The organism is Salinicola sp. V024, from assembly GCF_052645315.1.
Map to the genome: position 1 here is coordinate 1 of NZ_JBQXYB010000014.1, position 23,741 is coordinate 23,741.

The 23,741-nt window shown below is 57.4% G+C and carries 23 protein-coding genes and 2 pseudogenes; 7 read left to right on the top strand and 18 right to left on the bottom strand.

The annotated features are described in order from the left end of the window. Positions 1–46 precede the first annotated feature (46 nt). The gene (locus ACUN9V_RS16595; RefSeq protein ID WP_445512211.1) at positions 47–742 is read right to left on the bottom strand and encodes a tyrosine-type recombinase/integrase; all 696 of its coding nucleotides are present in this window, start codon (positions 740–742) and stop codon (positions 47–49) included. Further along, complete coding sequence (gene mobH, locus ACUN9V_RS16600) at positions 735–2,528, bottom strand: MobH family relaxase (protein WP_075563524.1); 1,794 nt, start codon at positions 2,526–2,528, stop codon at positions 735–737. The genes ACUN9V_RS16595 and mobH overlap by 8 nt, the downstream gene beginning before the upstream one ends. 291 nt (positions 2,529–2,819) lie before the next feature. On the opposite strand from mobH, the gene ACUN9V_RS16605 reads away from it, so the two are divergent. Next, the gene (locus ACUN9V_RS16605; protein ID WP_247643264.1) at positions 2,820–3,179 is read left to right on the top strand and encodes a hypothetical protein; all 360 of its coding nucleotides are present in this window, start codon (positions 2,820–2,822) and stop codon (positions 3,177–3,179) included. 57 nt (positions 3,180–3,236) lie between these two features. Here ACUN9V_RS16605 and ACUN9V_RS16610 read toward each other — a convergent pair whose 3' ends face one another. The 5 genes from ACUN9V_RS16610 to ACUN9V_RS16630 form a co-directional block, all read right to left on the bottom strand. Beyond that, complete coding sequence (locus ACUN9V_RS16610) at positions 3,237–3,899, bottom strand: NADPH-dependent FMN reductase (protein WP_071231930.1); 663 nt, start codon at positions 3,897–3,899, stop codon at positions 3,237–3,239. Between the two features lie 63 nt (positions 3,900–3,962). Continuing rightward, positions 3,963–5,273 carry an arsenic transporter gene (locus ACUN9V_RS16615; RefSeq protein WP_071231931.1) on the bottom strand — a complete coding sequence of 437 codons (1,311 nt, stop codon included), beginning with the start codon at positions 5,271–5,273 and terminating at the stop codon, positions 3,963–3,965. A gap of 70 nt (positions 5,274–5,343) precedes the next feature. Beyond that, a complete protein-coding gene (arsH, locus tag ACUN9V_RS16620) occupies positions 5,344–6,096 on the bottom strand; it encodes an arsenical resistance protein ArsH (protein ID WP_247643265.1) in 753 nt (250 codons plus the stop codon). Then, positions 6,089–6,505 (bottom strand): arsenate reductase (glutaredoxin), encoded by a 417-nt coding sequence (gene arsC / locus ACUN9V_RS16625; RefSeq protein ID WP_071231932.1) that lies wholly within the window; start codon positions 6,503–6,505, stop codon positions 6,089–6,091. The genes arsH and arsC overlap by 8 nt, the downstream gene beginning before the upstream one ends. A gap of 7 nt (positions 6,506–6,512) precedes the next feature. After that, positions 6,513–6,863, bottom strand: coding sequence for an ArsR/SmtB family transcription factor (locus ACUN9V_RS16630; protein WP_071231933.1), 351 nt, complete (start codon positions 6,861–6,863; stop codon positions 6,513–6,515). A gap of 237 nt (positions 6,864–7,100) precedes the next feature. On the opposite strand from ACUN9V_RS16630, the pseudogene ACUN9V_RS16635 reads away from it, so the two are divergent. The 4 genes and pseudogenes from ACUN9V_RS16635 to dmeF all read left to right on the top strand — a co-directional run. Beyond that, positions 7,101–7,271: pseudogene (locus ACUN9V_RS16635) on the top strand (Na+/H+ antiporter NhaA); the annotation flags it as partial. Between the two features lie 267 nt (positions 7,272–7,538). Then, positions 7,539–7,808: a metal/formaldehyde-sensitive transcriptional repressor gene (locus ACUN9V_RS16640; protein WP_071231934.1), complete on the top strand. Its 270-nt coding sequence runs from the start codon at positions 7,539–7,541 to the stop codon at positions 7,806–7,808. Positions 7,809–7,917: 109 nt separating this feature from the next. Beyond that, a pseudogene (locus ACUN9V_RS16645) lies at positions 7,918–8,247 on the top strand (YkvA family protein); the annotation flags it as partial. A gap of 90 nt (positions 8,248–8,337) precedes the next feature. After that, positions 8,338–9,300 (top strand): CDF family Co(II)/Ni(II) efflux transporter DmeF, encoded by a 963-nt coding sequence (dmeF, locus tag ACUN9V_RS16650; protein ID WP_445512212.1) that lies wholly within the window; start codon positions 8,338–8,340, stop codon positions 9,298–9,300. A gap of 347 nt (positions 9,301–9,647) precedes the next feature. Here the strand turns inward: dmeF and ACUN9V_RS16655 are convergent, their stop codons facing one another. The 4 genes from ACUN9V_RS16655 to ACUN9V_RS16670 all read right to left on the bottom strand — a co-directional run bounded on the left by ACUN9V_RS16655 (position 9,648) and on the right by ACUN9V_RS16670 (position 12,086). Next, positions 9,648–10,391 (bottom strand): cytochrome c biogenesis CcdA family protein, encoded by a 744-nt coding sequence (locus ACUN9V_RS16655; protein ID WP_445512213.1) that lies wholly within the window; start codon positions 10,389–10,391, stop codon positions 9,648–9,650. Positions 10,392–10,722: 331 nt separating this feature from the next. Continuing rightward, the gene (locus ACUN9V_RS16660; protein ID WP_445512214.1) at positions 10,723–11,286 is read right to left on the bottom strand and encodes a TlpA family protein disulfide reductase; all 564 of its coding nucleotides are present in this window, start codon (positions 11,284–11,286) and stop codon (positions 10,723–10,725) included. Positions 11,287–11,304: 18 nt separating this feature from the next. Then, complete coding sequence (locus ACUN9V_RS16665; RefSeq protein WP_445512215.1) at positions 11,305–11,745, bottom strand: DUF411 domain-containing protein; 441 nt, start codon at positions 11,743–11,745, stop codon at positions 11,305–11,307. Positions 11,746–11,840: 95 nt separating this feature from the next. Further along, on the bottom strand, positions 11,841–12,086 hold the full coding sequence (locus ACUN9V_RS16670) for a hypothetical protein (RefSeq protein ID WP_342595543.1): 246 nt from the start codon (positions 12,084–12,086) through the stop codon (positions 11,841–11,843). A gap of 440 nt (positions 12,087–12,526) precedes the next feature. On the opposite strand from ACUN9V_RS16670, the gene ACUN9V_RS16675 reads away from it, so the two are divergent. Then, positions 12,527–13,192 (top strand): class I SAM-dependent methyltransferase, encoded by a 666-nt coding sequence (locus ACUN9V_RS16675; protein WP_342595544.1) that lies wholly within the window; start codon positions 12,527–12,529, stop codon positions 13,190–13,192. Here ACUN9V_RS16675 and ACUN9V_RS16680 read toward each other — a convergent pair. The 5 genes from ACUN9V_RS16680 to ACUN9V_RS16700 form a co-directional block, all read right to left on the bottom strand. Continuing rightward, a complete protein-coding gene (locus ACUN9V_RS16680; protein ID WP_425356044.1) occupies positions 13,084–13,638 on the bottom strand; it encodes a protein-disulfide reductase DsbD domain-containing protein in 555 nt (184 codons plus the stop codon). The two genes, ACUN9V_RS16675 and ACUN9V_RS16680, sit on opposite strands and share 109 nt — an antisense overlap. Then, positions 13,635–14,447 carry a prolipoprotein diacylglyceryl transferase gene (lgt, locus tag ACUN9V_RS16685; RefSeq protein ID WP_445512216.1) on the bottom strand — a complete coding sequence of 271 codons (813 nt, stop codon included), beginning with the start codon at positions 14,445–14,447 and terminating at the stop codon, positions 13,635–13,637. The genes ACUN9V_RS16680 and lgt overlap by 4 nt, the downstream gene beginning before the upstream one ends. Positions 14,448–14,606: 159 nt before the next feature. Beyond that, positions 14,607–17,075 carry a heavy metal translocating P-type ATPase gene (locus ACUN9V_RS16690; RefSeq protein ID WP_445512217.1) on the bottom strand — a complete coding sequence of 823 codons (2,469 nt, stop codon included), beginning with the start codon at positions 17,073–17,075 and terminating at the stop codon, positions 14,607–14,609. 89 nt (positions 17,076–17,164) lie between these two features. Then, complete coding sequence (locus ACUN9V_RS16695; protein ID WP_071231946.1) at positions 17,165–17,569, bottom strand: heavy metal-responsive transcriptional regulator; 405 nt, start codon at positions 17,567–17,569, stop codon at positions 17,165–17,167. Positions 17,570–17,633: 64 nt separating this feature from the next. Further along, on the bottom strand, positions 17,634–18,266 hold the full coding sequence (locus tag ACUN9V_RS16700; RefSeq protein ID WP_071231947.1) for a peroxiredoxin: 633 nt from the start codon (positions 18,264–18,266) through the stop codon (positions 17,634–17,636). Between the two features lie 361 nt (positions 18,267–18,627). On the opposite strand from ACUN9V_RS16700, the gene ACUN9V_RS16705 reads away from it, so the two are divergent. Then, on the top strand, positions 18,628–20,064 hold the full coding sequence (locus ACUN9V_RS16705; protein WP_071231948.1) for a multicopper oxidase family protein: 1,437 nt from the start codon (positions 18,628–18,630) through the stop codon (positions 20,062–20,064). Between the two features lie 194 nt (positions 20,065–20,258). Here ACUN9V_RS16705 and ACUN9V_RS16710 read toward each other — a convergent pair whose 3' ends face one another. Both ACUN9V_RS16710 and ACUN9V_RS16715 read right to left on the bottom strand, forming a co-directional pair. Beyond that, the gene (locus ACUN9V_RS16710; protein ID WP_071231949.1) at positions 20,259–21,017 is read right to left on the bottom strand and encodes a ZIP family metal transporter; all 759 of its coding nucleotides are present in this window, start codon (positions 21,015–21,017) and stop codon (positions 20,259–20,261) included. A 50-nt stretch (positions 21,018–21,067) separates the two neighbouring features. Then, a complete protein-coding gene (locus ACUN9V_RS16715) occupies positions 21,068–23,665 on the bottom strand; it encodes a heavy metal translocating P-type ATPase (RefSeq protein WP_342595548.1) in 2,598 nt (865 codons plus the stop codon). Positions 23,666–23,741: the final 76 nt, after the last annotated feature.

A 23,741-nucleotide genomic window follows, 5' to 3' on the forward strand; every position in this document is an offset into this window, starting at 1 on the left:
AGGATATTGGCGTCTACCTGATGGACTACTACAACCGGCAGCGCCCTCATACCTTCAATGGCGGCATGCCACCCGTGATGGCGGAAGAAAAACTTAAAATACTGTCCGGGATTAGTTGACCACTACAAGGATAAAGGCCATCAGGTATTGGCAGGATTGTTTCGGTATGAGTTTTAGAGCCCACAGCAGAAGCTCTAAACACCCGCTTTTTCAAATTTATGTCACCCGCCTCTATGTGGAGGAGCTGATTCAGGCGAATTCCCGTATAAAAAAAGGTTTCCATCAGCCCCAGCCAGAACCAAGCTGGATGGATCTTGGAACACTCGTCGTAGCAAGATTCAAAGCGCCTGCATACGCTCAGCACTTCCCGCGCATACCGTATTTGAATTGGCTGAAGTGATTTTTTTGGCTGCTTCGGCTGTTTTACTGATACTTCCTTAAAGGGGTTGCTGACACTGGCTATCAGCTCGTGCTTGATCCCAAAGCTGTAGAGTGCTTTGAGGTGTCTGGCGTAATTATTCCAGCTGGACTCGGCAATGCCCTCAGGTTTAGCCTGGGTCCGTATAATCGATACCCGCCATGCAATGACCATCTCCCTGGATACCATGCTGGGATAAGCTTGGTATCCAAGGTATCGCCGAAAGAGGCGCACTACCCCAGAATAGGTGCTCACACTCTTGGGGCGCAGATGCTTGTCTGCAGAGTACCGACTTACCAGCTCCATGAATGACACGTCATTCATCCGTTTCGTCCTTCTTCTTTTGGGATTTTAAAAGAGTCAATACCCAATTATCGGGAGGTATCCGTTGACTCAACTCTCGCGGATCCTTGATCAAGTACCCCTTCAGCTGTCGGGTCTTGTTCGGCCCCTCGACGGAAACGTTATGAATATTTTGCCCCTGAGTTCTGATGTGCAACCCCAGCTTCTGAAAGCGTTTTTGAACCGCTTTCCATTGATCTTCCTCGCCCAGCACCTTGATGCTAAAACGTTTGAATATACCGGGGCTGACCAAGAAATAGGTTCCTTCCACTGTATGGATAGGCGCCTTAGTGTCATTGATGACGATAGAGTGATCCGCAACTCCCATCTTCAACCACTGCCAGAACCGCTTACCGAGATCCGAATTATTGTTAACGTCTTGAGTGCTCGACTTTGGTCGAGAATCGTCATTTTTAGCAGATACAGATGCATCTAGCTCGGATGAGTTGGCTGGTTCAGGCGTACCAGCAATCTGAACCTTCTCTGACTCTTGCATATCTTCGGCACTTATCTCTGGGAAAAGCGCCATGACGTCGTCGTCCAGCGTGTCACTGCTTGGGCTAACCTTAGAGAGCGGTTTAGCCGGTGCTTCAGGCTCATTAGAGGTGGTCGACAGCTCTTCAGGCTGCATCTTCGGCTCAGGCGCTCCCTCCCCTTTGATCGTCAGCTTGCCCCTGAATGACTCCGGCTTACCCTCTACCCCCCAGATCAAGGTCGAGGGCACCTTGATCATGTTGAAAGACTGCTTCCACTCGCCATCTACGATGTCGCACTTCCAGACCGATTTCCCTTCGCTGACCTCTTCGATCAACCCATGCGCCTGAAGCTCGCCGTAAAGCCTGTTCAGATCTCCCGGAATGCTTTTGATGCCCTGTGCGTATAAATGCGTCTTCAGTTCATTGACCGCTTTCGGCGACACCAGCCACAGAGCCTCTTCTGTCAGCCAGCCAGTTCCTCCTTTCTGATTGAGCTTGAACTGCTCCCTGACCAAATACCGCAGCCCCTCGGCCAACTTTCTCTGAATGGACTCCATGGGCGCTGACAGGGCCTGTACCGGGTCACCGCCCAACGCCTTGGCGACGCTCGCACGATCCGCCTGATGGATCAGCTCTGCGATGATCCCTCCTTGCTCGGTATGCCCGGTGATGGTGTACATGAACAGTGAAAAGAGCTTGGGTTGGGTCATCATCCAGTCAAGAACTTTTGCTCCGAGGACTTGCTCGCCTAGCAATGGGTTAACTGCAGTATGCAGGTGATATTCTCGTCCAGATCGATAGCGAACTCGGTAAGGAGCAGGGATCGCGCCATGCCATAGCCGCCACTCGTTTCCATCCTCAAGATGAATCTCGATGTCAACCAGCGTCTTGGCGACGTCGTGCATGAGCGCCCCGTAGATAACGGCTGCACTCCACAACTCACCAGCGGAGCTTTGGTCTTCCGGCTTTGCGCCAGATGGGAGGAGGTGACGCTGCCTCAGTCTCAATCCGTAGCAAGCCATCTCGAGGGCATGATCGAGCATGCCGCCCGGGTAAGCATGGTGATGGGACTCTGACGCTGGAAGGAGCTGCACTAACTCAGCATAACGACGGATCGGTGCGAGCAGATACTCGTCGAATACAAACTGGGTCAACGACGTCATGTCCCAGAGCATCTTTACCATCCGCTGACGACGCGGGGTCTCGAGCAGCGCCCTACCAGAAAGCGGTACCGTGAAACCGTCTGACAGCTTGGCTTTCTGGCCGGATCGCGAGAATAAGGGTCGTAGCATTGATGATTCCTGTCGTGCTGCGCGAGCAATAGATGTGACAGGGAGCAGGTGATGGGGGAAAGCGGAAACGTTAAATGGATTTGAGAATCTTCCACTTCGACGGTCGAGCGATCGTGCCAAATGAATTTGACCTATTTCCAGTATTTGCGCTTAGATCCTAGGCACTCACTGTCGCCTCCCCTCCTCAGGGTCGACCCAGGTTGACGACCGCCGTCGCCGCCGCTGGTCGGCCCTGCCCAGGCCATCGCACGGCTAGCGAAATTCGGTCTGTTGCGGAGTCTGCATCCGATCGTGTCCGCGCGCTTCGCGACGCTTCTACGTCCCCTCGGCGCGGCACTGCTTGGCTTCTTCGGACTGCCCGCGGCAGGCTTCGCCATTTTCCACGGCGCGGGCAACGGTCTGATGACAATTGCCTCGGGCACGCTCCCTCTGGCGCTGTTCGGGTCGCGGGGCTACGGCCGGCGGCAGGGGCTCATCATCGCCCCGACCCGTATCGCCCAGGCGACCTCGCCGCTGACCTTCGGCCTGCTGATCGATCGATTCGGCGCCAAGGCGCTGCTGCTGACTTCGCTGCTGATGCTGCTGGCGCTGGCCGCCCTGCTGGTCATCCGCCCCGCCGAAGCGCGTTCCCGCATGGCGCTGACCGATTGATCCCCACGCTCCGCTCCCGCAGGGGCAGACTGTCGAGTCTTTCAGGGCTTCGTCGGCTCAACCGGGCGCATCGCGCTGCCGAGGCTCGCGAGTGAAATCGCCGATCAGCGTGTGCGGATCGGCCTCCTCGCGCTGCCTGTGGGCGGCCTCGGCCCACCAGCGCAGCTGGGTGGAGCCGCGCTGCAGGTAGGTCCGCCAGCGCCCGGCGCCCTCGTTGTCGCGATACCACCCTTCGTCATCCAGCACTTCCGCCGCGTGCGGGACGTGAATCATCGCCGACACCGGCAGGCAGCCCAGCTCGGAGAGAAAGGTACGCATGCCCACGGCGGCACGGACGCCGCCCCACTGCCCCGCCGAGTAGGTCACGATCAGGCTCGGCTTGTAAGCGTAGAGCGAACTGCCGAAGTGGTTGAGCAGGTGCGCCAGCGCCGGGCCGAGGCTGTGGTTGTACTCGGGGCTCACCATCACGTAGGCGCCGGCCTCGCGGATCCTGTCGGCCAGCGCGTCCAGCGGCTCGGGCGCCCGGCCGGAAGCGTAGGCGAAGTGCGGCTTGAACACGTCGCCGAGGTCGTAATCCAGCGGATCGATCAGCTCGATCTCGTCGTCCGGATACGCCTCCCGGAAGTGCGCAACTAGCGCCGCCGCCACCCGGCTTCCCAGGCGCGGCGGTTTCGGTGGTTGGCTCTGTCTCGTCGAGCCCAGAAATACCAGAATGTTCATGCAGTGCCTCTCGACCGATTGTCGGTTCTCGTACGGCTGCCGGCTCTCGTGGGGCTGCCGAGTTCAGGCCGCCGGCAGGGCCGGCAACCACAACGCCAGCGCCACCAGGGTCGCCAGCAGCACCGGCGGGGTGATCAGCAGGCCGACCTTCATGTACTGCCCCCAGCCGATCCTGTAGCCCTTGCCGGCCAGCACGTGCAACCACAGAAGCGTCGCCAGGCTGCCGATGGGAGTGAATTTCGGCCCCAGATCGTTGCCGATCACGTTGGCATAGACCATCAGTTCCTGGGTGACCGCCGGCACCTGCGCCTGATCGATCGCCAGCGCTCCCACCAGCGTCGACGGCATGTTGTTCATCATCGAGGCGACGATGGCGGAGAGAAACCCGGTGCCGATGGTGGCGACGAAGTCGCCCTGCCCGGCCAGCCACTGCAGCGCCCGGGCGCCGTAGTCGGTCAGGCCCGCGTTGCCCAGCCCGTAGACCACCAGATACATGCCGATGGAGAACAGCACGATCTGCCACGGCGCACCCTTCAGCGCCGCGGTCACCGAAACGGCGGCGCCCCTGCCGCCCTGCCACCAGCGACCGGCGATCGCCATCAGCACGATCGCCGCCGCGCCGGTCACGAAGGCGATGGGAATGCCCAGCGGTGCGGTGACGAAATAGGCGACGAGCAGCACCGCCAGCAGCGGAAACGCGGCGCGGAAGATCAGGAGATCCTTGATCGCCGAGCGCGGCGCGTCGAGCTCCTCGACCGAGTAGCGTCTGGGAATCCGTCGGCCGAAGGCGATCCAGAGCACGGCCAGCGTCGCCGCCAGCGACACCAGGTTGACCGGCACCATGACTGCCGCATAACGGTCGAAGCCGATATCGAAGTAGTTGGCGCTGACGATATTGACCAGGTTGGAGATCACCAGCGGCAGGCTGGTGGTATCGGCGACGAAGCCGGTGGCGATGATGAACGCCAGCGCCGCCGGCGGCGAGAAGTCCAGCCGCAGCAGGATCGCGATCACGATCGGCGTCAGCAGCAGCGCCGCGCCATCGTTGGCGAAGAACGCCGCAATCACCGCGCCCAGCACCACGACCAGCGGAAACAGCAGATGCCCCCGGCCGTTGCCCCAGCGCGCCACGTGCAGCGCCGCCCAGGCGAAGAATCCCGCCTCGTCGAGAATCAGCGAGATGACGATCAGCGCGACGAAGGTGAACGTCGCGTCCCAGACGATATCCCATACCACGCCGACGTCGGATAGCTGCACGACGCCTGCGAGCAGCGCCACCAGAGCGCCGCCCAGCGCGCTCCAGCCAATGCCAAGCCCCTTGGGCTGCCAGATCACCAGGATCAGGGTGACGACGAAAATAGCCAGTGCCAGCATCGAATGACCTTGAGTTCAGTGAGTGCTTTTTAATGAGTACTTTTTAGCGAGTGCTCTTTAGCGAGTACTTTTAGTGAGTGCTTTGATTGACGCGGCGAGAGAGTTCTTCGGCACTCTCGACCCGCTCGGAATAGCGATCGGTGAGATAGGCCGAGCGGCCCCGTGTCAGCCAGGTGAACTTCACGAGCTCCTCGCAGACGTCGACGATTCGCATGTAGAGCGGCGACGGCTTCATGCGTCCGGCTTCGTCGAACTCGTTGAACGCCTTGGGCACGGAGGACTGGTTGGGGATCGTGATCATCCGCATCCAGCGCCCCAGGATCCGCAGCTGATTGACGGCGTTGAAGCTCTGGCTGCCGCCGGAGACTTCCATCACCGCCAGCGTCTTGCCCTGGGTGGGTCGAACGCCGCCCAGCGACAGCGGGATCCAGTCGATCTGGGCCTTCATGATGCCGGTCATGGCACCGTGGCGCTCCGGGCTGACCCACAGCATGCCGTCGCACCACTCGGCGAGCTCACGCAGCTCCTGCACCTTGGGATGTTCCGCCTCGGCATCGTCCGGCAGCGGCAGGCCGGAAGGGTTGAAGGTTCGCACCTCGCAGCCGTACCAGCGCAGCAGCCGGCCGGCTTCCTCGGAGGCCAGCCGCGAGAAGGAGCGCTCGCGCAGCGAACCGTAGAGCACCAGGATCTTCGGTGGATGACGCGGCGCATCGGCGCCGACCAGCGCCTCGACATCGATCGGCTGCAGTTTCGCCGGATCGATATTGGGCAGGTCATCGACATCGACCGAATCGCTCATTTCACTCTTGCTCCCGTCATTCATGCCCCGTCTCCTCGGCGTGCACGACTTCGCCATCTTCCTTGGTGAACGTGGCGACCGGGTTGGCCAGCAGCCCCAGCACGCGCTCCGAAGGCCGACACAGCCGGGCGCCCTTGTCGGTGACCACGATCGGCCGATTGATCAGGATCGGGTGCGCCATCATCGCGTCGATCAACTGGTCATCGCTCAGGGCCGGATCGTCGAGGCCAAGCTCCTCGAACGGCGTCCCCTTGCGGCGCAGCAGCGCTCGCGGGGTGATCGCCATCATCGAGATCAGCTCGACCAGCCGCTCGCGTGAGGGCGGCGTCTTCAGATATTCGACGATGTCCGGCGTCTCGCCGGAGGCCTCGATCATCGCCAGCGTGTTGCGGGACGTACCGCACTCGGGGTTGTGGTAGATCAACGGCTTCATGACGATCTCATGTCTCCTTGTTTTCGGGATGGCATTGCCCCAGCGCGTCCATCAGCGGCTCGCAGACCTCCGGATGCCCCGCACAGCAGTCGCGTACCAGGAACTGGATCGTCTCCTTCATGTGCGAGAGATCGGCGCGATAGATGATCGAACGGCTCTGGCGTTGCGAGACGACCCAGCCGGCCCTCGCCAGTACCGAGAGATGGGCCGACATCGTGTTGTGGGGTACCGAGAGCTGGCGCGCGATCTCGCCGGCGGGCAGTCCATCGGGTTCGTGACGCACGAGCAGCCGAAATGCCTCGAGGCGAGTCTGCTGGGACAAGGCGGCAAAACTGGTGATGACACTATTCGTTTCCATATGTCCAGAATATAAGACATATGGAAATACAGCAACGCCGTCAGGCAGAAATCGAAGGGAGTGGTTCCCAGGAGAGCCACGCACTGCACCGGACTCAGCCGTTGCTTTCGTTCAACTGACCGAAATAGACGGGCCGGCAAATACAGAATACGGATGCACCGGTTGCCTCGACGGCGGTGACGACGCGCTCCGCCGTTTTCTCGTCCATCGCATTCATGAGCTCGATGGACTGGTCAGCCAGTTGGAGCCAATCTGCAACACCTCTACGACGTAGCCCTACTCTGCGGTATTGGCTTCACCATGAGCTTATTCATTGGCAATCTCGCTTTCCCAGACGATGCAATGCTCGTGGATGAATTGAAGATTGGCATTTTGATCGGTTCAACCCCCAACGGCATAGTGGGCTAACTGGTGCTGCCTCGAGCCAGATAACCCAAAAAGGGGCGGCCTCAGCGGAGGCCGACATCCTGCTAGGCTGAATGCTCAGAGAACTCGAAAGCGGCCTCTGACAAAGCCAAATACCTTCTTACCGAGCTGACCACCCACTACCTCAATAGAATCTCCTCGTTGGCGGTTATCCCGTTTTCGTCTGCGATCAGCAGGTAGACTGTTATACTCTCCCCTAGTATATATACTACCCTCCTGTATAGTTTCAGTTTCTAAAGAGACAGCCACATGCACACCATCAAAGACAAAGCGAAGCTGTTAACCCGCGTTCGACGCATTCAGGGACAGGCGGCCGCACTTGAAAGGCAGCTTGACCAGGAAGGCGACTGTACTGCAGTGCTGCAACAGATCGCTGCGATTCGCGGGGCGGTGAATGGGTTGATGGCCGCCGTCATGGAGGGGCACCTGACTGATCACGTCGTCAGGGAGCCCGAACTGGCGCAGCGGCAACAAGACTTGGACGCGGTACTACAGGTCATCAAGTCCTACCTCAAGTAGGACATAAAGAAACCCGGCACACAGAAGGCCACAAAAACGAGTAGCGTACTGAAACGCCCCTATGACACGACGACTAATTTCGAGCGCCAAAAAATGGGCGCACGCGATCAAGCGTGATGTACATGCGGTCTGGTTAGCCGCACGCGACCCGCGGACACCGTGGTTCGCCAAGGTGCTTGCGCTGATTGTGGCGGCCTATGCCGTCTCGCCGATCGACTTGATCCCTGACTTCATTCCCGTGCTTGGTTACGTCGATGACATCATCGTCGTGCCACTCGGCATCATGCTGGTCGTGAGGCTCATCCCGCCGGAGGTAATGAACGAGCATCGAGAAACGGCTGCCAATGCGACCGTGCATCCGGCAAGCCGCATGGCTGCGGGCGTGTTTATCGCCATTTGGATCGTCTGCGCCATCCTCCTGGTCAGATTGTTCCTCTGAATATTTCAAAGCATGGCCAGGCGGGCAGATACAACCGGCTTCTACATATCGTGCTGATTACGACACCTAATCAACCTGGAGCAATACAGAATGCACCATCACCAACTCGAAGCCTGGCAACACACTCATGTTTTCGGTCAAGATCGAAAACGATCCGGCGAAACACGTTCTCTCATCATAGTTGGATTGACGCTCACTATGATGGTCTGGGAGATTCTGGCCGGTGTCCTATACGGTTCGATGGCCCTCCTGGCCGATGGCCTGCACATGGGCTCTCATGCGGTCGCTCTGGGTATTGCGGCCTTCGCCTATGTCTATGCTCGCCGAAACGCAGGCAATTCGCAGTTCTCATTTGGCACCGGAAAGGTCAATGCATTAGGCGGGTTCACCGGCGCGGTCCTGCTGGCAGGTTTCGCACTGTACATGGTGATCGAAAGCATCGATCGCTTCATCCACCCCGTCGCAATTTCGTTCAATGGGGCTATTTTCGTCGCCGTGATCGGCTTGATCGTCAACGGGTTATCGGCCTGGATACTGGGCGGAGAAGACCACGACCATGGACATGGACATGGACATGGACATGGACATGGACATGGACATCATGACCATAACCATAGAGCTGCCTACTTCCACGTACTTGCCGATGCTTTGACCTCACTGCTGGCGATTGCCGCGCTGTTGGCCGGTAAGTATGCGGGCTGGAACTGGATGGACCCGATCATGGGTATCGTCGGCGCAGCACTTATCACCCGCTGGTCATGGCATCTGTTGAAGGACACCTCCCGCGTGCTGCTCGATCATCAGCGCAGCGACTTGGAGCACGACGTCAAACAATCCATTGAGACTGACGATGCCCTTATCTGCGACCTGCATCTCTGGGCCATTGGTCCGGATATTCACGCCGCCATCGTCTCGATCGTTTCGCATGACCCGGAGTCGCCTGAAGTCTACAAACAACGTATACAGACTCGATGTCCGTCGTTGGTGCACGTTACCGTCGAGACGCAGCGCTGTGTCACTGATCCGGAGAAACCGATGCTGGGGCAAGGTTAGCCAGCTAAGCGCGACAGAGACATGGTAATCGGTCTTGGTACGGGCGAGAATTAGTTTTGCATGCAACTCGGTCTCGCCCCGTCTTCCCTCAATTATGGAGGCATTATTTTCAGTGCCTCAAGCCGCCACAGTCTTTCATAGGGACACTCAGTAGTCTGGGCAAAATATAAACAATGAAATCGAATAAGATGGGGATTCTGACCTTCTGTAATATCTACGGACCAAGCATTCCGAACACCTAAAATTACGGAGCGATAGTTCCTGTCAAATACAAGTCTGTCTGACCTGCCAAAACATGGCTACAAAAGCAGCGGCCTTATTAAAAATAATATCTATTTAATATAGAGTCATCCTAGGTAGCCTAGTACAGGAAACGCTGCCAGGAGCCAGTAGGACAATGCGGTCAGCTGACCGGTAACCATTAGCACGCCCATACCTACCATTATGAGACCAGCTACGATATGCATGGGCCGCCCCCAGCGGCGTAAGAGTTTCTGATGCTGAAGGAATCGGTCGAGCGAGATGGCCGTGAGAAGAAATGGAATGCCAAGGCCCAGCGAATAGACCGCAAGTAATGCCAGGCCACTAGAGACATTGGCTGTCGAGGCACTAACAGTCAGAATGGCGCCCAGGATCGGGCCGATACAGGGCGTCCAACCAAAAGCGAACGCGACGCCTAACAAATAAGCCGCGCTGGGCCCGTCACCTTCATCCTTGAACTTTCCTATGAAACGCCACTCCCGTTGCAGCCACGGCATCGTGAATATGCCTGTCATGAAAATCCCAAACAGAATAACGATGACGCCACCTATCAGGTTCGCTTCCTGACGGTAGATCAGCAGGAAACGGCCGATGGCTGTGGCGCTGGCTCCAAGAATCAGAAATATCGTGGAGAACCCGAGCACGAACCAGAGTGATTGGGTGATCACCCTGAGTCGTTCGCGACGGCTCGCCTGCTGAATCTGACCCAGCGAGCGACCAGCTACAAAGGAGAGATAGCCGGGCACCAACGGTAGAACACAGGGAGAGACGAAAGAGATGAGGCCCGCTAGAAACGCCGTTAGCAGGCCGATGTTGGCGATTTCGAGCATGTTTCAGGTGCGCGCTAAAACGTTCTCTCGGTGGTAGAGGGGGGTATGTCAGCGTGGGCCTGCTGTGTCATCGTCTCACTTTGGCTGGCAGACTCGTCTTTCTTGCCCTTCTTGCAGTGCATCAAACACATCGCTCCACACATGAGCAGACATGGCAAGAGTGCCACCAGTATCGGTGCAATGCCGAGTATGACCAGTTGATCCCAGCCCATGGCGAGGCTACCTGTAACGATTACGGCACCCAAGATCCATAAGCGGCGCGGGCCTGACATCAGGCTTTTGAATCCGGACGGTTCTTGACCTCGATTAGATTTGTTGTCACCACAGCAGCTCATAGAGATACCTCTGTCGAATGTCCAATGGTTTCTTCAAGAAACGCGGTCATTCCCGGGGTGTCCCATTCTGTCGCACCCACGAGGCGCCCGATCTCGTCTCCACGGGAATCGATCAGTAACGTCGTTGGAACTCCCAGAGCACCAAGCTTGGTTCCGGCCATGCCAGTGGTATCAATATACTGGCGGAGGTGTTCTATACCCACATCCGTATAAAAATCCTGCACGGCCTCGACTCCCCTGCGATCGATCGATAGCGCGACGACCTCGAACGCTTTCCCGCCCAGCGAGGCCTGTAGCGCATCCAGGGCGGGCATTTCCTCACGGCAGGGACCGCACCATGTCGCCCAGATATTCAGCAGTACCATCTGGCCCTGGAAATCGGCAAGAGTCAGTGGCTCTCCCTTACCATCCTCGAAAGCTAGCTCCGGCAGATCGCGGGGGCTTTCCCAGAGCATGACCCCCTGCGGACCGATGCCTTCCGGCGGACTGGCAGGAGCGACTGAAGCCAAGACCATCAGGCATGCAAACGCCACGCCCCGTTTGATAGTGACCAGTGTCATAATTGTCCAATACTGGCATTAGTAAGTAGCGTAAACTTCAGGCGAATCGGTTGGCTGAAGGGTTAAGGTATAGACTTCGATAGGGTCTTGCTTTTCTCTGCCCATACCTGGCGATCCTAGTGGCATACCGGGTACGCTCAAACCTTTTATAGAGGGCTTGTCTTCCAACACCTGCTTGATGCTTTCGGCATCAACATGGCCTTCGAAGATATAGTCACCGATCAGCGTAGAGTGACACCCATAAAGCTTTTTGGGAACGTCATGTTCTGCCTTGATTTTCGCTAAGTCATTAGTATCGATGACCTCTACATCAAACCCATTGGCTTCCAAATATTTAGCATGTTCAGAGCAACACCCGCAATTAGGATTCTTATAAAGCGTTGCTGTAGTTTCGGCAGCAAAACCTGAAAGCGGGAAAGCAAGCAATGCAGTGAAAATTAGTTTCTTGAAGTATTTCATCGTTCCCTCTCTGGTGTCATATAGCTACTCAGCTAGACTTCGGTATCAATTAGCCAAGCTCGCAAAATAAGCGTGTGATTTTCAGCGGCTGTTTATCAAGCGCCTTCAACCTGCTTTTTTTGCATCATTTCCATCATGGCATTACATTTTTCCATCATGGAACTCATCTGAGCGCCCATATTTTCATGCATGCCGCCGCCTTCATCCATCATGTTTCCTGGCATGTCCTTGGTCTGCAACTTTTCGTTTCGCGCATTTTCCTGCGCGAAGAGAGAACCGGCACCAAAGGTACCCACAGTGATAATGGTAGCGGTGAGCATTATATTGCTGAACTTTCGCATGGTATTTTCCTCATGTCGGATCAGAAACTGAATTTATCTATTTGCTATCGCTTGGCACTGCAGCGTACCTAGAGCTGTTAGAGCCTATCTCAGCGCGATACTCGTTTACATCGCCAATTAAAGCATCTTAGGATCTGGACCTTACCCATAGGTCAAGAAACGAATAATCCGTCCAGCACCCATGCTCAGCAGCATATGCATGACCATATCCTTCAAGGTAACTTTAAGGTCAAGCGTTTTCTTTTCTACCCTGTGCAATTTCTTCTTGGCTTTGGGCCCGCCTACGAGATCCACGGACTGCCTGTCTGCTCCAACCTGTTATCATTTAGCTCTATCTACATGCTGAGGCAGCCAGTAACCGGCACTAGCCAGTATCGATCGATAGAGCCCTGTTCCGAGGCAACGGCCCGAATGCTGAACTCTGCAAACAATGGAATGACATGGGACTTTATAACCGCTATGTATTGCCGCATCTCATGCATCTAGCAATGCGTACTCATTTGCTCGAAGCATACCGCCAGCGCTTGGCATCACAGGCTCAGGGAGTCGTGCTAGAACTTGGCTTTGGGTCAGGGCTCAACTTGCCTTTCTACGACGTTGAAAAGGTCCGGCAGTTCTATGCACTAGAGCCCGAGGAAGGCATGCTCGAATTGGCTCGGGCACCTATTACCAAAGCGGCGTTTCCGGTAGAAGTGCTGCAGGCCGGGGCCGAGCGGATTCCGCTTCCGGATCAGAGCATCGATACCGTACTCTGTACTTGGACACTCTGCACTATTCCTAATATTGAGCAGGCGCTCCTCGAAGCGCGCCGGGTCCTCAAGCCTGGAGGACAGTTTCTGTTCACGGAACACGGCCTTTCACCGGAATCTCGGGTGGCTCGCTGGCAGCACCGCATGACACCGCTCTGGACGCGCTGTGCTGGAGGCTGTCACCTGAACCGCGAAGCAGACATCTTGTTGCAGATAGCGGGGTTCGAGGTCGTCAGCGTAGTCAAAGGTTACCTCGGTCCACTAAAGCTCATGACATTTATGTCCGAGGGGCGAGCCAAGTTACCTGAGTCAACAGTGGCAGGAGCCGAGTCGAAGAATGCCTCCAGCTCTATTTGAGCTGGAGGGTAACAGAGCCCTTCGTCAGAACAACCCTGAAACGTCACTGAAATGGCCACCGAGCCAATATCCTCGCTTTCCGAAACGATGGGAGCGCTGAGCACGATCTGGTCATAAAAGACGTATAGCTTGCCCAACTGGGGATGAATGACAAGCTCGCCCGGGGGTATCTCCAGCTCTCCGAAGCTGGCTGACGGGTCAAGGCTTTCCAGTGCAAACTGGTGTCGATGCAGATAATAGCCGGGGGCATTCTTGAACCTAACGAATATCCTACTATCGCTTCGCCATGCGCTAGCCTGAAAGGCTTGATTGACCGGCAAGAACTTGCCTAGGACGGGATCATTGAAGAGCCCGTGTTTACCGTTATCCGCGAACAATTCCTCGCTGGCCGCTGATTGTCCCACGATGAGGAACAGAAGCATGAGAAGAAGAGAGGCGGCTCTCATGAGGCGGCCATAGTTTTTGCAATATCCACCGACTGGCGTCTCGCCCAGGCGATCAACGCAAGGCCCCCCAAGACCATCGGCAAGCTCAGCAGTTGTCCCATGGTTAGCCAGCCGAAGGCGATGAAGCCCAGCTGAGGATCAGGCAGGCGCACGAACTCCACGGCAAAGCGGAAAATACCGTAAAGTAACAAGAACAGGCCAGATGTCATGCCGCGCTGACGTGGCCGGCTCGAGAACCACCACAGTACAACGAACATCACGATGCCTTCCAGGGCGAACTCATACAACGAAGAAGGGTGACGTGGCTCCGGTCCCAGCCCCATCATGGGCGGCCACACCATTGCCCAAGGGACCTCGCTTATGCGCCCCGGCAATTCATGATTGATGAAATTACCAAGCCGCCCGGCACCCAGACCAATCGGCACCAGTGGTGCGATGAAATCGGTCAACTGGAAAAAGGCCAGGCGATGCTTGCGGGCAAACAACCAAGCCGCAACCAGCACGCCGGTCAAACCGCCATGGAAGCTCATACCTCCTTCCCAAACCTTGAAGAGCCATAAGGGATTGGCCAGTAATTTATCGAACCCGTAGAACAGCACATAACCAATGCGACCACCCAATATGATGCCCAAGGCCCCATAGAAGATCAGATCGCCGATGTCGTCACGGCTCATGCCCAGTTGATGGGCGCGGCGACGCCCAAGCCACCAGGCAGCGGCGAGACCGACCACGTACATAAGGCCATACCAATGGATCTGCAAAGGGCCTATGGCGATGGCAATGGGATCGATTTTAGGGTACTGAAGCATGGTTTTTCCTTATATTCCGGCGGTCAATTCGGTTGCCGGATTTAACGCTCAACAAGCCTTGTTTACTCAACAAGATGTGTTAATGCCTAGCCGGGATCGTCGACGTCATCCAGCAAGGTGGCGTCGGTAAAAGGGGCGGCTTACTCTGGGAGCTTGCGGCTACCCGGGCTCGCCGGCTGGTGTCTGAGATGGCTCGACGCTGTCGGGCTGAAAACGACGCAGCCGCAAAGAATTCGTCAGGACGAAGATACTGGATAGGCTCATGGCCGCAGCTGCCAGTATTGGATTGAGCAAAAAGCCGGTGAATGGATACAGCGCCCCTGCCGCTACCGGAATCAACGCCACGTTATAGCCATAAGCCCAGGCGAAGTTGGACAAAATGGTCTTGCGGGTGCGTTTGGAGAGTGCTGTAGCATTGACGATGCCTCTCAGATCGCCACGCATGAGCACGACGTCACCGGCCTCGATCGCGATGTCGGTACCCGTGCCAATAGCAATGCCCACATCGGCTTGCGCCAATGCCGGTGCATCATTGATGCCGTCGCCGACGAATGCAGTATTGCGGCCTTCAGTTTGTAGTCGCTTGACCTCGTTTGCCTTTTGATCCGGCAACACTTCGGCGAGCACCTGCTGAATCCCCACCTGTCTAGCGATGGCCTCGGCCGTGGCGCGGTTATCACCGGTCAGCATGGCCACATCCAGGCCCTGCGCCCTGAGTGACGCAATAGCCTCAACCGAGCCCTCCTTGAGCGGATCGGCAACAGCGATTACCGCCGCAAGCCTGCCATCGACTGCCGCATACAGCGGGCTCTTGGCCTCTCTGGCAAGCGCAGTGGCACGCTCTTCCGCCTTGCCTAGGTCGATGCCGAGCCGACTCATATAGCGGTCAGCCCCCACATTGAGCTTATGGCCGTCGACCTCGGCTTCTATGCCAAAACCAGGCTCGGCCTGGAAGCGGCTGATGGATGGCAGATCTAGGCCTAAGTCTTTTGCACCACGTACAATCGCTTCGGCAATCGGGTGTTCACTTTGCGCTTCGACCGCGGCGACCCAGCGAAGCACTTCGTTCTCCTGCCCTTCGAGCACTACGAAGTCCGTCAGCTCGGGGCGTCCCATCGTCAGCGTGCCAGTCTTGTCCAGCACGATCGTGTCCACCCTAGCCAGGGTCTCGAGTGCTGCCCCTTTACGAAACAGCACACCCATCTCGGCCCCTTTACCGGTCCCCACCATGATTGCAGTGGGCGTCGCCAGGCCCATCGCACAGGGGCAGGCAATCAACAGCACACTGACGGTGGTGACAAAGGCGAAAGCCAGCGCCGGGGCTGGCCCGAAACCGAGCCACACAGTAAACGTGATTGCCGCAATCAGGAGCACGATCGGTACGAAGATTCCGGCAATCTTGTCGGCCAGCTTCTGGATCGGCGGTTTTTCCGCCTGGGCAGATTCCACCATCTTAACGATCTGCGACAGTACCGTGTCGGCACCTACTCGGGTGGCGCGGAACGTCAGAGCACCGTTCTTGTTGATCGTTCCGCCAACGACCTCATTATCCATCTGCTTGGCAACCGGCACCGGCTCCCCGCTGATCATCGACTCGTCGACGTAGGAGTGACCTTCCTCGACAATGCCATCGACGGGGATGCGCTCTCCCGGACGAGCCAGGATACGATCACCCGGCACGACGGCCTCGATCGGCACTTCAACCGTGTCGCCGTTGCGGATGACGCGGGCCGTTTTTGCCTGTAGCTGCAAAAGCTTCTTGATCGCCTCGGAGGTGCGGCCCTTGGCGACATGCTCGAAGTGACGGCCCAGCAGGATGAGCGTCACGATGACCGCCGCGGCCTCAAAGTAGCTTCCGGCGGTCCCCGCAGGGAAGAAGCCGGGAATCAAGAGCGCAGCCATAGAGTAGAAATAGGCGGCGCTTGAGCCAATCATGACCAAGCTATTCATCCCCGGGTTCGCATGTCGCAGTTCAGCGAAGCCCGCTCGGTAGAAACGTGCCCCGGCATAGAACTGGACTGGGGTAGTCAGCAACCACTCGATGCCCATCCAACCTCGGTGCGGCATGATGCTGGTGAATATCGCTTCCAGCGCAGGGATCATCTTGCCCATGGCAATAAACACGACCGGAATCGTGAATGCTGCCGCAATCAGCACCTTGTTGCGAAGCTGGACGCCCTCCTGGTCCTCGCGCTCGGTCTGTGTACTCTCCCCTTGGTCCTGCGGCTCATATCCCGCATCACGAATGGCATGGTGGATGCGTGGCAACGTTACCGCCGCGGGCAGGAACCGCACAAAAGCCTTTTGCGTGGTGAGATTCACGCTGGCCTGGACAATGCCTGGCAGCTTCTCAATGGTACGTTCAACCCGTGAGACACAAGAACCGCAGGTCATGCCGATAATAGGAATCTCAGCGGTTTCAACGACAGGCTGGTAGCCAGCCTCTTCAACGGCATGGACTGCCTGGCTGGGATTGGCATGCGCTTCGAAAGTAACCGTGGCCTTTTCAGTCGCCAGGTTCACTTGCACATCCGTGACACCGGACTGCTTCTTGAGGGCGCGCTCCACGCGCCCGACGCAGGAAGCACAGGACATGCCCCGAATACTGATATCGACACGCTCGGTCATTTAGAACTCCTGGCGGCATCACTCGCGTTAACAAGGTTCGAATGGCTGGCGATTGTTTCGCCAGGCCAGAAGGCGGGAATAAAGGGGATTTACTTGCCGTCGGTGATCGCTTCGACAATGGGGCACCCTTCCTTCATGGGGCCCTCTCCGGAACACTCCGAGAGGGTTTTCGAAAGCACCGACTCGATTTTCGAAAGATGCCTGATCTGCTCTCGAACTTTGATCAGCTTCTCTTCGGCAATCCGCTTGGCTTGTGCCCGGTCGCCGTTGGCATCCTGCAGGATCAGCAGTTCACGAATTTCATCGAGTGTGAACCCCCATTGCTTGGCCTGAAGAATGAACTGCAGCCTGGCCACATGCTCCTCGGGATAGCGGCGGTAGTTGGATTCCGTTCGCTGGGGCTTCGGCATGAGCCTCTCTTGCTCGTAGTATCGGATCGCCTGGGTGGCAATGCCGCAGCGCTCGGCCAGTTGTCCGATACTGTAGGTTTTCATCAAGAGTTCCTCAGCGACACTTCAGGTAGCCCGGTGCAACCGGACCACCTGATCGTTCTGTTGGTTACTTGGGCTGGCGGACCACACGCAGGTACGGTGTCTGCTCATCCCAGCCTTCAGGAAAGCGCTCCTTGGCTTCCTCGTCCGACACGGAGGGGACGATGATGACGTCTTCGCCGTTCTGCCAGTCCACCGGGGTTGCCACCTTGTGCTTGCCGGTCAGTTGCAGCGAATCGATGACCCGCAGGATTTCATCGACATTGCGACCCGTGCTGGGTGGGTAGGTCAGGGTCAGACGAATCTTCTTGTCAGGGTCTATGATAAAAACGGTGCGTACCGTCAGCTTGGGATCGGCCTTGGGATGAATCATCCCGTAAAGCTCTGCCACCAACCGATTCTCGTCAGCCAGTAGCGGATAGTTGAGAGACGCGCCTTGGGTGGTCTCGATATCCTTCGCCCAGCCGGCATGAGAAGCCAGCGGATCGACGGAAACACCGATCAGCTTGGCGCCGCGCTTGTCGAACTCATCTTTGCGCTTGGCAAATGCGCCAAGCTCTGTCGTGCAGACAGGGGTATAATCGGCCGGGTGAGAAAACAGCACGGCCCAACTGTCACCAAGCCACTCATGGAAGCTGACAGTGCCTTCCGTTGATTCCACCGTAAAATCGGGTGCTATTTCTCCAAGCTGCAAAGTCATGGGGCTATCCTTACGTTGGGGTTGGGTGATGCATGGTTTACGATAGCCCTAAAGTGAACTTTAAGGTCAACCCCAATGATGAAAAGCTTGTTATTACAGTAGTCGCCCAACGCACTTGACCTCCAGGCAAGGCAAAGGTTTTAAGCTAGCACTTTACCGATCTATCAGCGGCCTTAATCGACCGATGCCATTCCTCCCTTCACTATCTCAGGTGCCCCAGCTTAATCGGCCTGTTTCCCCTCCCTGGGATAAGCGGCCTTTCATCGCTGTCTCGGTCTGGTTGACCTCAACGGCTCTCAGCGAATCCTGCCTACATAGTAGTTCTCGTTAAAACCGCATACATTAATCAGTGGATAAACGGATGCTTACAAGAAGAGCCCTCGTCAAGAACTTGATTCTTGGCGGAAGCACGGCAACGCTGGTCACAGGCATGGCCGGTTACAGTGGTTTACAGCAGTTACTGTTGGGAAGACCCGCTTTTGCCGCCTCTCTCAAACCGCTTGCTGTTCCGCCACTGCTTGGCGGAGAAAGCCGGGACGGGATAAGGGTGTACGACCTCAACCTACAGAAGGGCACTACCCAATTCTACGATGGGATGAATACGCCCACGCTGGGTATCAACGGAAGCTATCTCGGCCCGACGCTAAAGATGCGGGCCGGGGATACCGTGCGACTCAACGTCACCAATCAACTCGGCCAGAACAGCACGCTGCATTGGCATGGCTTTCATCTACCGGCCTATGCCGATGGGGGGCCTCATCAGATCATCAAGGATGGTGCTACGTGGTCGCCACAATTTGAGGTGAAACAGCGTGCCTCGATGTTCTGGTACCACTCCCATTTGCCGCCCGTCACCGGCCCGCAGGTGTACCAGGGTCTTGCCGGGCTGATTTATGTGGACGACGAGGAGACCGGGCGCTTGGACCTGCCGAGCGAATACGGCGTGGACGACATTCCACTGATGCTACAGGATCGCACGTTCGACGATGATGGTTCGCTATTCTATTCCGGCATGATGATGGGTGTGATGGGTGACGTCATGCTCGTTAATGGCAGCTTGAATCCGTATTTTGAATCAAAATCCCAAAAGCTACGCTTGCGAATTCTCAATGGGTCCAATGCCCGTTTCTACTCGCTGGGTTTCAGTGACGAGCGCGTATTCAGTCAGATAGGCACTGATGGTGGGCTTTTGGAGCGCCCGATTGATGTCTCGCGCATTAGTCTCGCACCTGGCGAGCGCGCTCAGGTCATTGTTGATCTAAGTGATGGTCGCCCCGTCGTGCTACGCGCCGTCTCTTCCGGAAGCGGTCCGGTGGGCAGTGAACAGGTGTTCGATGTCTTACGTATCCAGCCCGACCTCGAACGTGCTCGTGTCGCGCCGCTGCCCAGTCGTCTCGTCACGCTGGATCAGCCCGATCCTGCTCAGGCGATCGGGACTCGCCCGTTCGTATTGGGAATGGGCATGACGATCAATGGAAAACGGATGGATCGCAACCGTATCGATGAAACTGTCCGTTTAGGAAGCACAGAGATCTGGGAGATAAGTAACACTAGCATGGTACCCCACCCGTTCCATGTACATGATGTCCAGTTCCGAATACTCGATCGCAATGGCTCGCCTCCTGCGCTGAACGAGATGGGACTAAAGGATACGGTGGTCGTTAATCCTGCTGAGCGGGTACGCGTGCTTCTGAGCTTTACGGATTACAGTGATCCATATCTGCCTTATATGTACCACTGCCATAATCTTGAACATGAGGACACAGGCATGATGGGCCAGTTCGTTGTGACAGCCTAATCAAATCATAAGGGCAGCTTCACCCCTCAAAACAGTGTATTTTGCTGATAAAGCTACGCGTCATAAACGGAACCGACCTCGGTCCATACGTTAATGAGGGAGGCCCGTCTGCGTTGATCGAAACAAATCGTAAATTACTGCCCGGGACGAGTTGACCACAACAACTGGCATACAACAGGAGCTAGCACGGCACGTTAGCTTTGCACCAATACCCCCTCTAAGCCCGCCGATACCAGCGTGAACAGGACGAAGCCACCCACAAAAGCCAGCGGCGAGACGTGCGTATCTTCGCCGCTTTCATGAGCCTCGGATATCATGTCCTCAATGGCGGCGACCGTAAGAAGGCCTGCCGTAAACGTCAATGCTGCGAGTTTGAACGACTCCGGTTGGCTTCTGAGCACGAAATAAGCAAAAACGGCTGCCGAGAGGACGGGGATGGCAAAGGAGGCAGAAAGCAGCAGGCGCTTGCTGCGCGGAATCCCCTTGTCCTTCATGTTGGCAATTGCCGCGAAGCCCTCGGGAATATCCGCGAGAACCTGGCCCACCGCCAGGATCAAAGCGACTGACAGCGAGACCGCCGATCCCGCTCCGATCAGGAGACCGTCGCTGAACAAGTCGATGGACACGGCAATATAGATCATCCAGACGCTCGTCTGGCCGCTTTCTCTCTGCTGGCCTTGCCGCCTTTGAATGCCCTCTACGAGTTTCTCGATACCTACGTAAGCAATGCCGCCCAAGGCGAAGGAGAGTGCGATCAGCCAGGCTGAGAGACTTTCCAGCACGCGCGGCATGATCTCCACCGCCACCACCGCAATGACCAGACCGGCGGCGCCATGCAGGGCGTAATTGAGACGGCGCCCGGTCGTCCGCGAGACCTCCGCAACCAGCCCACCACCGAAGTTTCCCAACGCGGGAAGCAATGCCAGGCCGAGCACCATCCAAATGCTATCCATGATCACCTTCCCTGGTCGATGTCTAGCTATCCGCCTTCTAGCACTCGCCTTCAAGCACTCGCCGGCGAAGCGGCCTGGCCCGAGCTTTCCGGCGGCACATTGACGGAGGCTCCACCGCCGCGTGTCGGGCCCTGTCGATTCTCGAACCGTAACAGACGCAGCGCATTCAGCGTCACTAGTACGGTGGCGCCGGTATCAGCCATGATAGCTACCCACAACCCGGTCAGACCAAACATGGTCGTCAACAGGAATACCGCCTTCAGGCCCAGCGCGATGGTGATGTTCTGGCGAATATTGTTCATGGTGGCGCGAGCCAGACGAATCATGGTCGCTATGTCGGTCACGCGATTACGCAGCAAGGCGCCATCGGCCGTTTCCAGGGCGACATCGGTGCCCGAGCCCATGGCCACGCCGACGTCGGCGGTGGCGAGTGCAGGCGCGTCGTTGATCCCGTCGCCCACCATGATCACCCGGTCCTTGGCGACCATTCCCTTGATTGCCGTGACCTTGTCGTCAGGCAGCAAGCCTGCCTGGAACTCGATGCCCAGCGGATCGGCAATCGCTTTCGCGGTACGGGGGTTGTCACCGGTCAGCATCACCGAGCGGATGCCCAGTGCCTGGAGATCCTTGATGCCGTCGATGGCGTCCGTGCGCGGCTCGTCACGCATGGCAATCAGTCCGACGATCGCGCCGTCCCTAAACACCACGACGGCCGTCTTGCCCTGCTCCTCCAGCGCAGCGATCCGCGTCTTCAGAGCCTCTGTCAGTACGCCCTGGTCTTCAGCGTAGCGTGGCGAACCGACATAGCTACGATGACCGTCCACGCTTGCCTCGACACCATGGCCGGCGATGACGCGTGCGTCCGCCCCTTGAGAAAACGCGATATGACGCGATTCGGCATGACTTAACACCGCCTCGGCGAGCGGGTGGCTGGAGCCGGCCTCGACACTGGCGGCCAAGGCAACGACATCAGCCTCATCGTGGTCATCGGCAGCCGCTTGCACGTCGGTAACGACTGGTTTCCCGGCGGTCAGGGTGCCGGTCTTGTCGAAGGTCACGAGGCTAGCCTTGGCGGTGGACTCGATCACCGCGCCCCCCTTCAACAATAGCCCGCGGCGTGCCCCGGTAGACAGCGACGAGGCGATCGAAGCCGGTACCGAAATTACCAGCGCACACGGGCAGCCAATCAACAGCAGCGCCAGGGCTCGATAAGTCCATTCACCCCAAGCGCCGCCGAAAAGTAGCGGAGGAATGATCGCAACGAGTAGCGCGGTACCGACCACAGCGGGCATATAGACACGGCTGAAGCGATCAATGAAACGCTCGGTGGGCGCACGGGCTTCCTGTGCTTCTTCCACCAAGCGGATGATCCGCGCGATGGTATTGTCTTCGGGCGCCTTGGTGACGCGAATACGCAGCACGGCATCATTATTGATGGACCCGGCGAAGACCGACTCGTCGAGGGTCTTGCTCTTGGGCACCGATTCACCGGTCACCGGCGATTCATCGATAGAAGACGTTCCTTCAATGATCTGCCCATCGGCAGGAATCCGGTCGCCGGGTCGCGCGACGACGATCTGACCAATCTTCAGATTCGCGGCATTGACCTTGCGAGTCGCCCTCTGTGCGTCTTCGACCAGCGCGCTCTTGGGCACTAGATCACCCAGCGCGCGAATACTCGAGCGGGCACGATCCGCGGCCACCCCTTCAAGCACTTCGCCGACGGCGAACAGGAAGACCACCAGCGCCGCCTCCTCGGCGGCACCGATGATCAGCGCGCCACCGGCAGCGATGGTCATCAGCATTTCTATCGTGAATGGCATGCCCGCTCGTGCAGCGGAAAAAGCACGTTTCGCTACGGGAACCAGCCCGACCAGACACGCCAGGATGAAGCCCCAATAAGCCAGAGACTCCGAGGCCACCAGGCGCACCGCCACGGCGGCCAGCAGGACAGCCCCGGTCATGACCACCAGCCGGCCCTTGCCATGCAGAAACCAGCGTTTCGGTGAGGCCGACACTGCCTCGGCGACGCCTTCGTCAGCTGTGGAGCTGGCGCCATTGGAGCCATTACCGGTTATGGCGGTGCGCGGCGTTACACTGTAACCGAGCCGCTTGATCGATTTCTCGACGCTGTCCGGCGAGGTTTGCTGTTCGTCGAGCTTCAGCGTGAGCGTCTCGTTCATGACCGACACTTTGACGTCGGAGACTCCCGGCAGGTTCTCCACACCGCCACGAATTTTCGCCGCGCAACTGGCGCAGTCCATGCCGCCGACCTTCCAGCTGAGCGTGCTCTCGGCGTCGGCCCGATCAGGTACCGTCACCGTTTCCGCGTCGTTGTCTTGAGCGTTACCGTCACAGCAAGGTGAATGACATTCGGATGAGTTTTCTGGACTGGCAGTATCAGAATCAGGCATGAATTGGACGGAATAGCCAAGTCGCTCGACGGTCTTCGCGACACGCTCCATCGAGGTTTGTTGCGTGTCCAGCCCAAGCCTCAGCGTCTCCTTCATCACCGAAACCTGAACGTCGGAAACGCCTTTCAAGCGTTCCACCGCACCACGGATCTTACCGGCACAGCTTGGACAGTCCATGCCTTGAACGGTCCACTGGTATGTGTTACCGGATGCTTCGGTATGTGTAGCTGGCATGAAAAGTTACCTAGTTCAATTTCTCTGCTCAAACTCTAAACCTTCTAGTGGCTATAGAGTCAAACCGCATCGTCTT

Coding starts and splice junctions, on each gene's coding strand:
- ACUN9V_RS16695 (WP_071231946.1), bottom strand. CDS start 17,569: ATGAAAACCTACAGTATCGGACAACTGGCCGAGCGCTGCGGCATTGCC.
- ACUN9V_RS16710 (WP_071231949.1), bottom strand. CDS start 21,017: ATGGATAGCATTTGGATGGTGCTCGGCCTGGCATTGCTTCCCGCGTTG.
- ACUN9V_RS16610 (WP_071231930.1), bottom strand. CDS start 3,899: ATGAACATTCTGGTATTTCTGGGCTCGACGAGACAGAGCCAACCACCG.
- arsC (WP_071231932.1), bottom strand. CDS start 6,505: ATGAAGCCGTTGATCTACCACAACCCCGAGTGCGGTACGTCCCGCAAC.
- mobH (WP_075563524.1), bottom strand. CDS start 2,528: ATGCTACGACCCTTATTCTCGCGATCCGGCCAGAAAGCCAAGCTGTCA.
- ACUN9V_RS16615 (WP_071231931.1), bottom strand. CDS start 5,273: ATGCTGGCACTGGCTATTTTCGTCGTCACCCTGATCCTGGTGATCTGG.
- ACUN9V_RS16675 (WP_342595544.1), top strand. CDS start 12,527: ATGGGACTTTATAACCGCTATGTATTGCCGCATCTCATGCATCTAGCA.
- ACUN9V_RS16705 (WP_071231948.1), top strand. CDS start 18,628: ATGCTTACAAGAAGAGCCCTCGTCAAGAACTTGATTCTTGGCGGAAGC.
- ACUN9V_RS16690 (WP_445512217.1), bottom strand. CDS start 17,075: ATGACCGAGCGTGTCGATATCAGTATTCGGGGCATGTCCTGTGCTTCC.
- ACUN9V_RS16655 (WP_445512213.1), bottom strand. CDS start 10,391: ATGCTCGAAATCGCCAACATCGGCCTGCTAACGGCGTTTCTAGCGGGC.
- arsH (WP_247643265.1), bottom strand. CDS start 6,096: ATGAATGACGGGAGCAAGAGTGAAATGAGCGATTCGGTCGATGTCGAT.
- ACUN9V_RS16640 (WP_071231934.1), top strand. CDS start 7,539: ATGCACACCATCAAAGACAAAGCGAAGCTGTTAACCCGCGTTCGACGC.
- ACUN9V_RS16715 (WP_342595548.1), bottom strand. CDS start 23,665: ATGCCAGCTACACATACCGAAGCATCCGGTAACACATACCAGTGGACC.
- ACUN9V_RS16665 (WP_445512215.1), bottom strand. CDS start 11,745: ATGAAATACTTCAAGAAACTAATTTTCACTGCATTGCTTGCTTTCCCG.
- ACUN9V_RS16680 (WP_425356044.1), bottom strand. CDS start 13,638: ATGAGAGCCGCCTCTCTTCTTCTCATGCTTCTGTTCCTCATCGTGGGA.
- ACUN9V_RS16700 (WP_071231947.1), bottom strand. CDS start 18,266: ATGACTTTGCAGCTTGGAGAAATAGCACCCGATTTTACGGTGGAATCA.
- dmeF (WP_445512212.1), top strand. CDS start 8,338: ATGCACCATCACCAACTCGAAGCCTGGCAACACACTCATGTTTTCGGT.
- ACUN9V_RS16630 (WP_071231933.1), bottom strand. CDS start 6,863: ATGGAAACGAATAGTGTCATCACCAGTTTTGCCGCCTTGTCCCAGCAG.
- ACUN9V_RS16670 (WP_342595543.1), bottom strand. CDS start 12,086: ATGCGAAAGTTCAGCAATATAATGCTCACCGCTACCATTATCACTGTG.
- lgt (WP_445512216.1), bottom strand. CDS start 14,447: ATGCTTCAGTACCCTAAAATCGATCCCATTGCCATCGCCATAGGCCCT.
- ACUN9V_RS16595 (WP_445512211.1), bottom strand. CDS start 742: ATGAATGACGTGTCATTCATGGAGCTGGTAAGTCGGTACTCTGCAGAC.
- ACUN9V_RS16660 (WP_445512214.1), bottom strand. CDS start 11,286: ATGACACTGGTCACTATCAAACGGGGCGTGGCGTTTGCATGCCTGATG.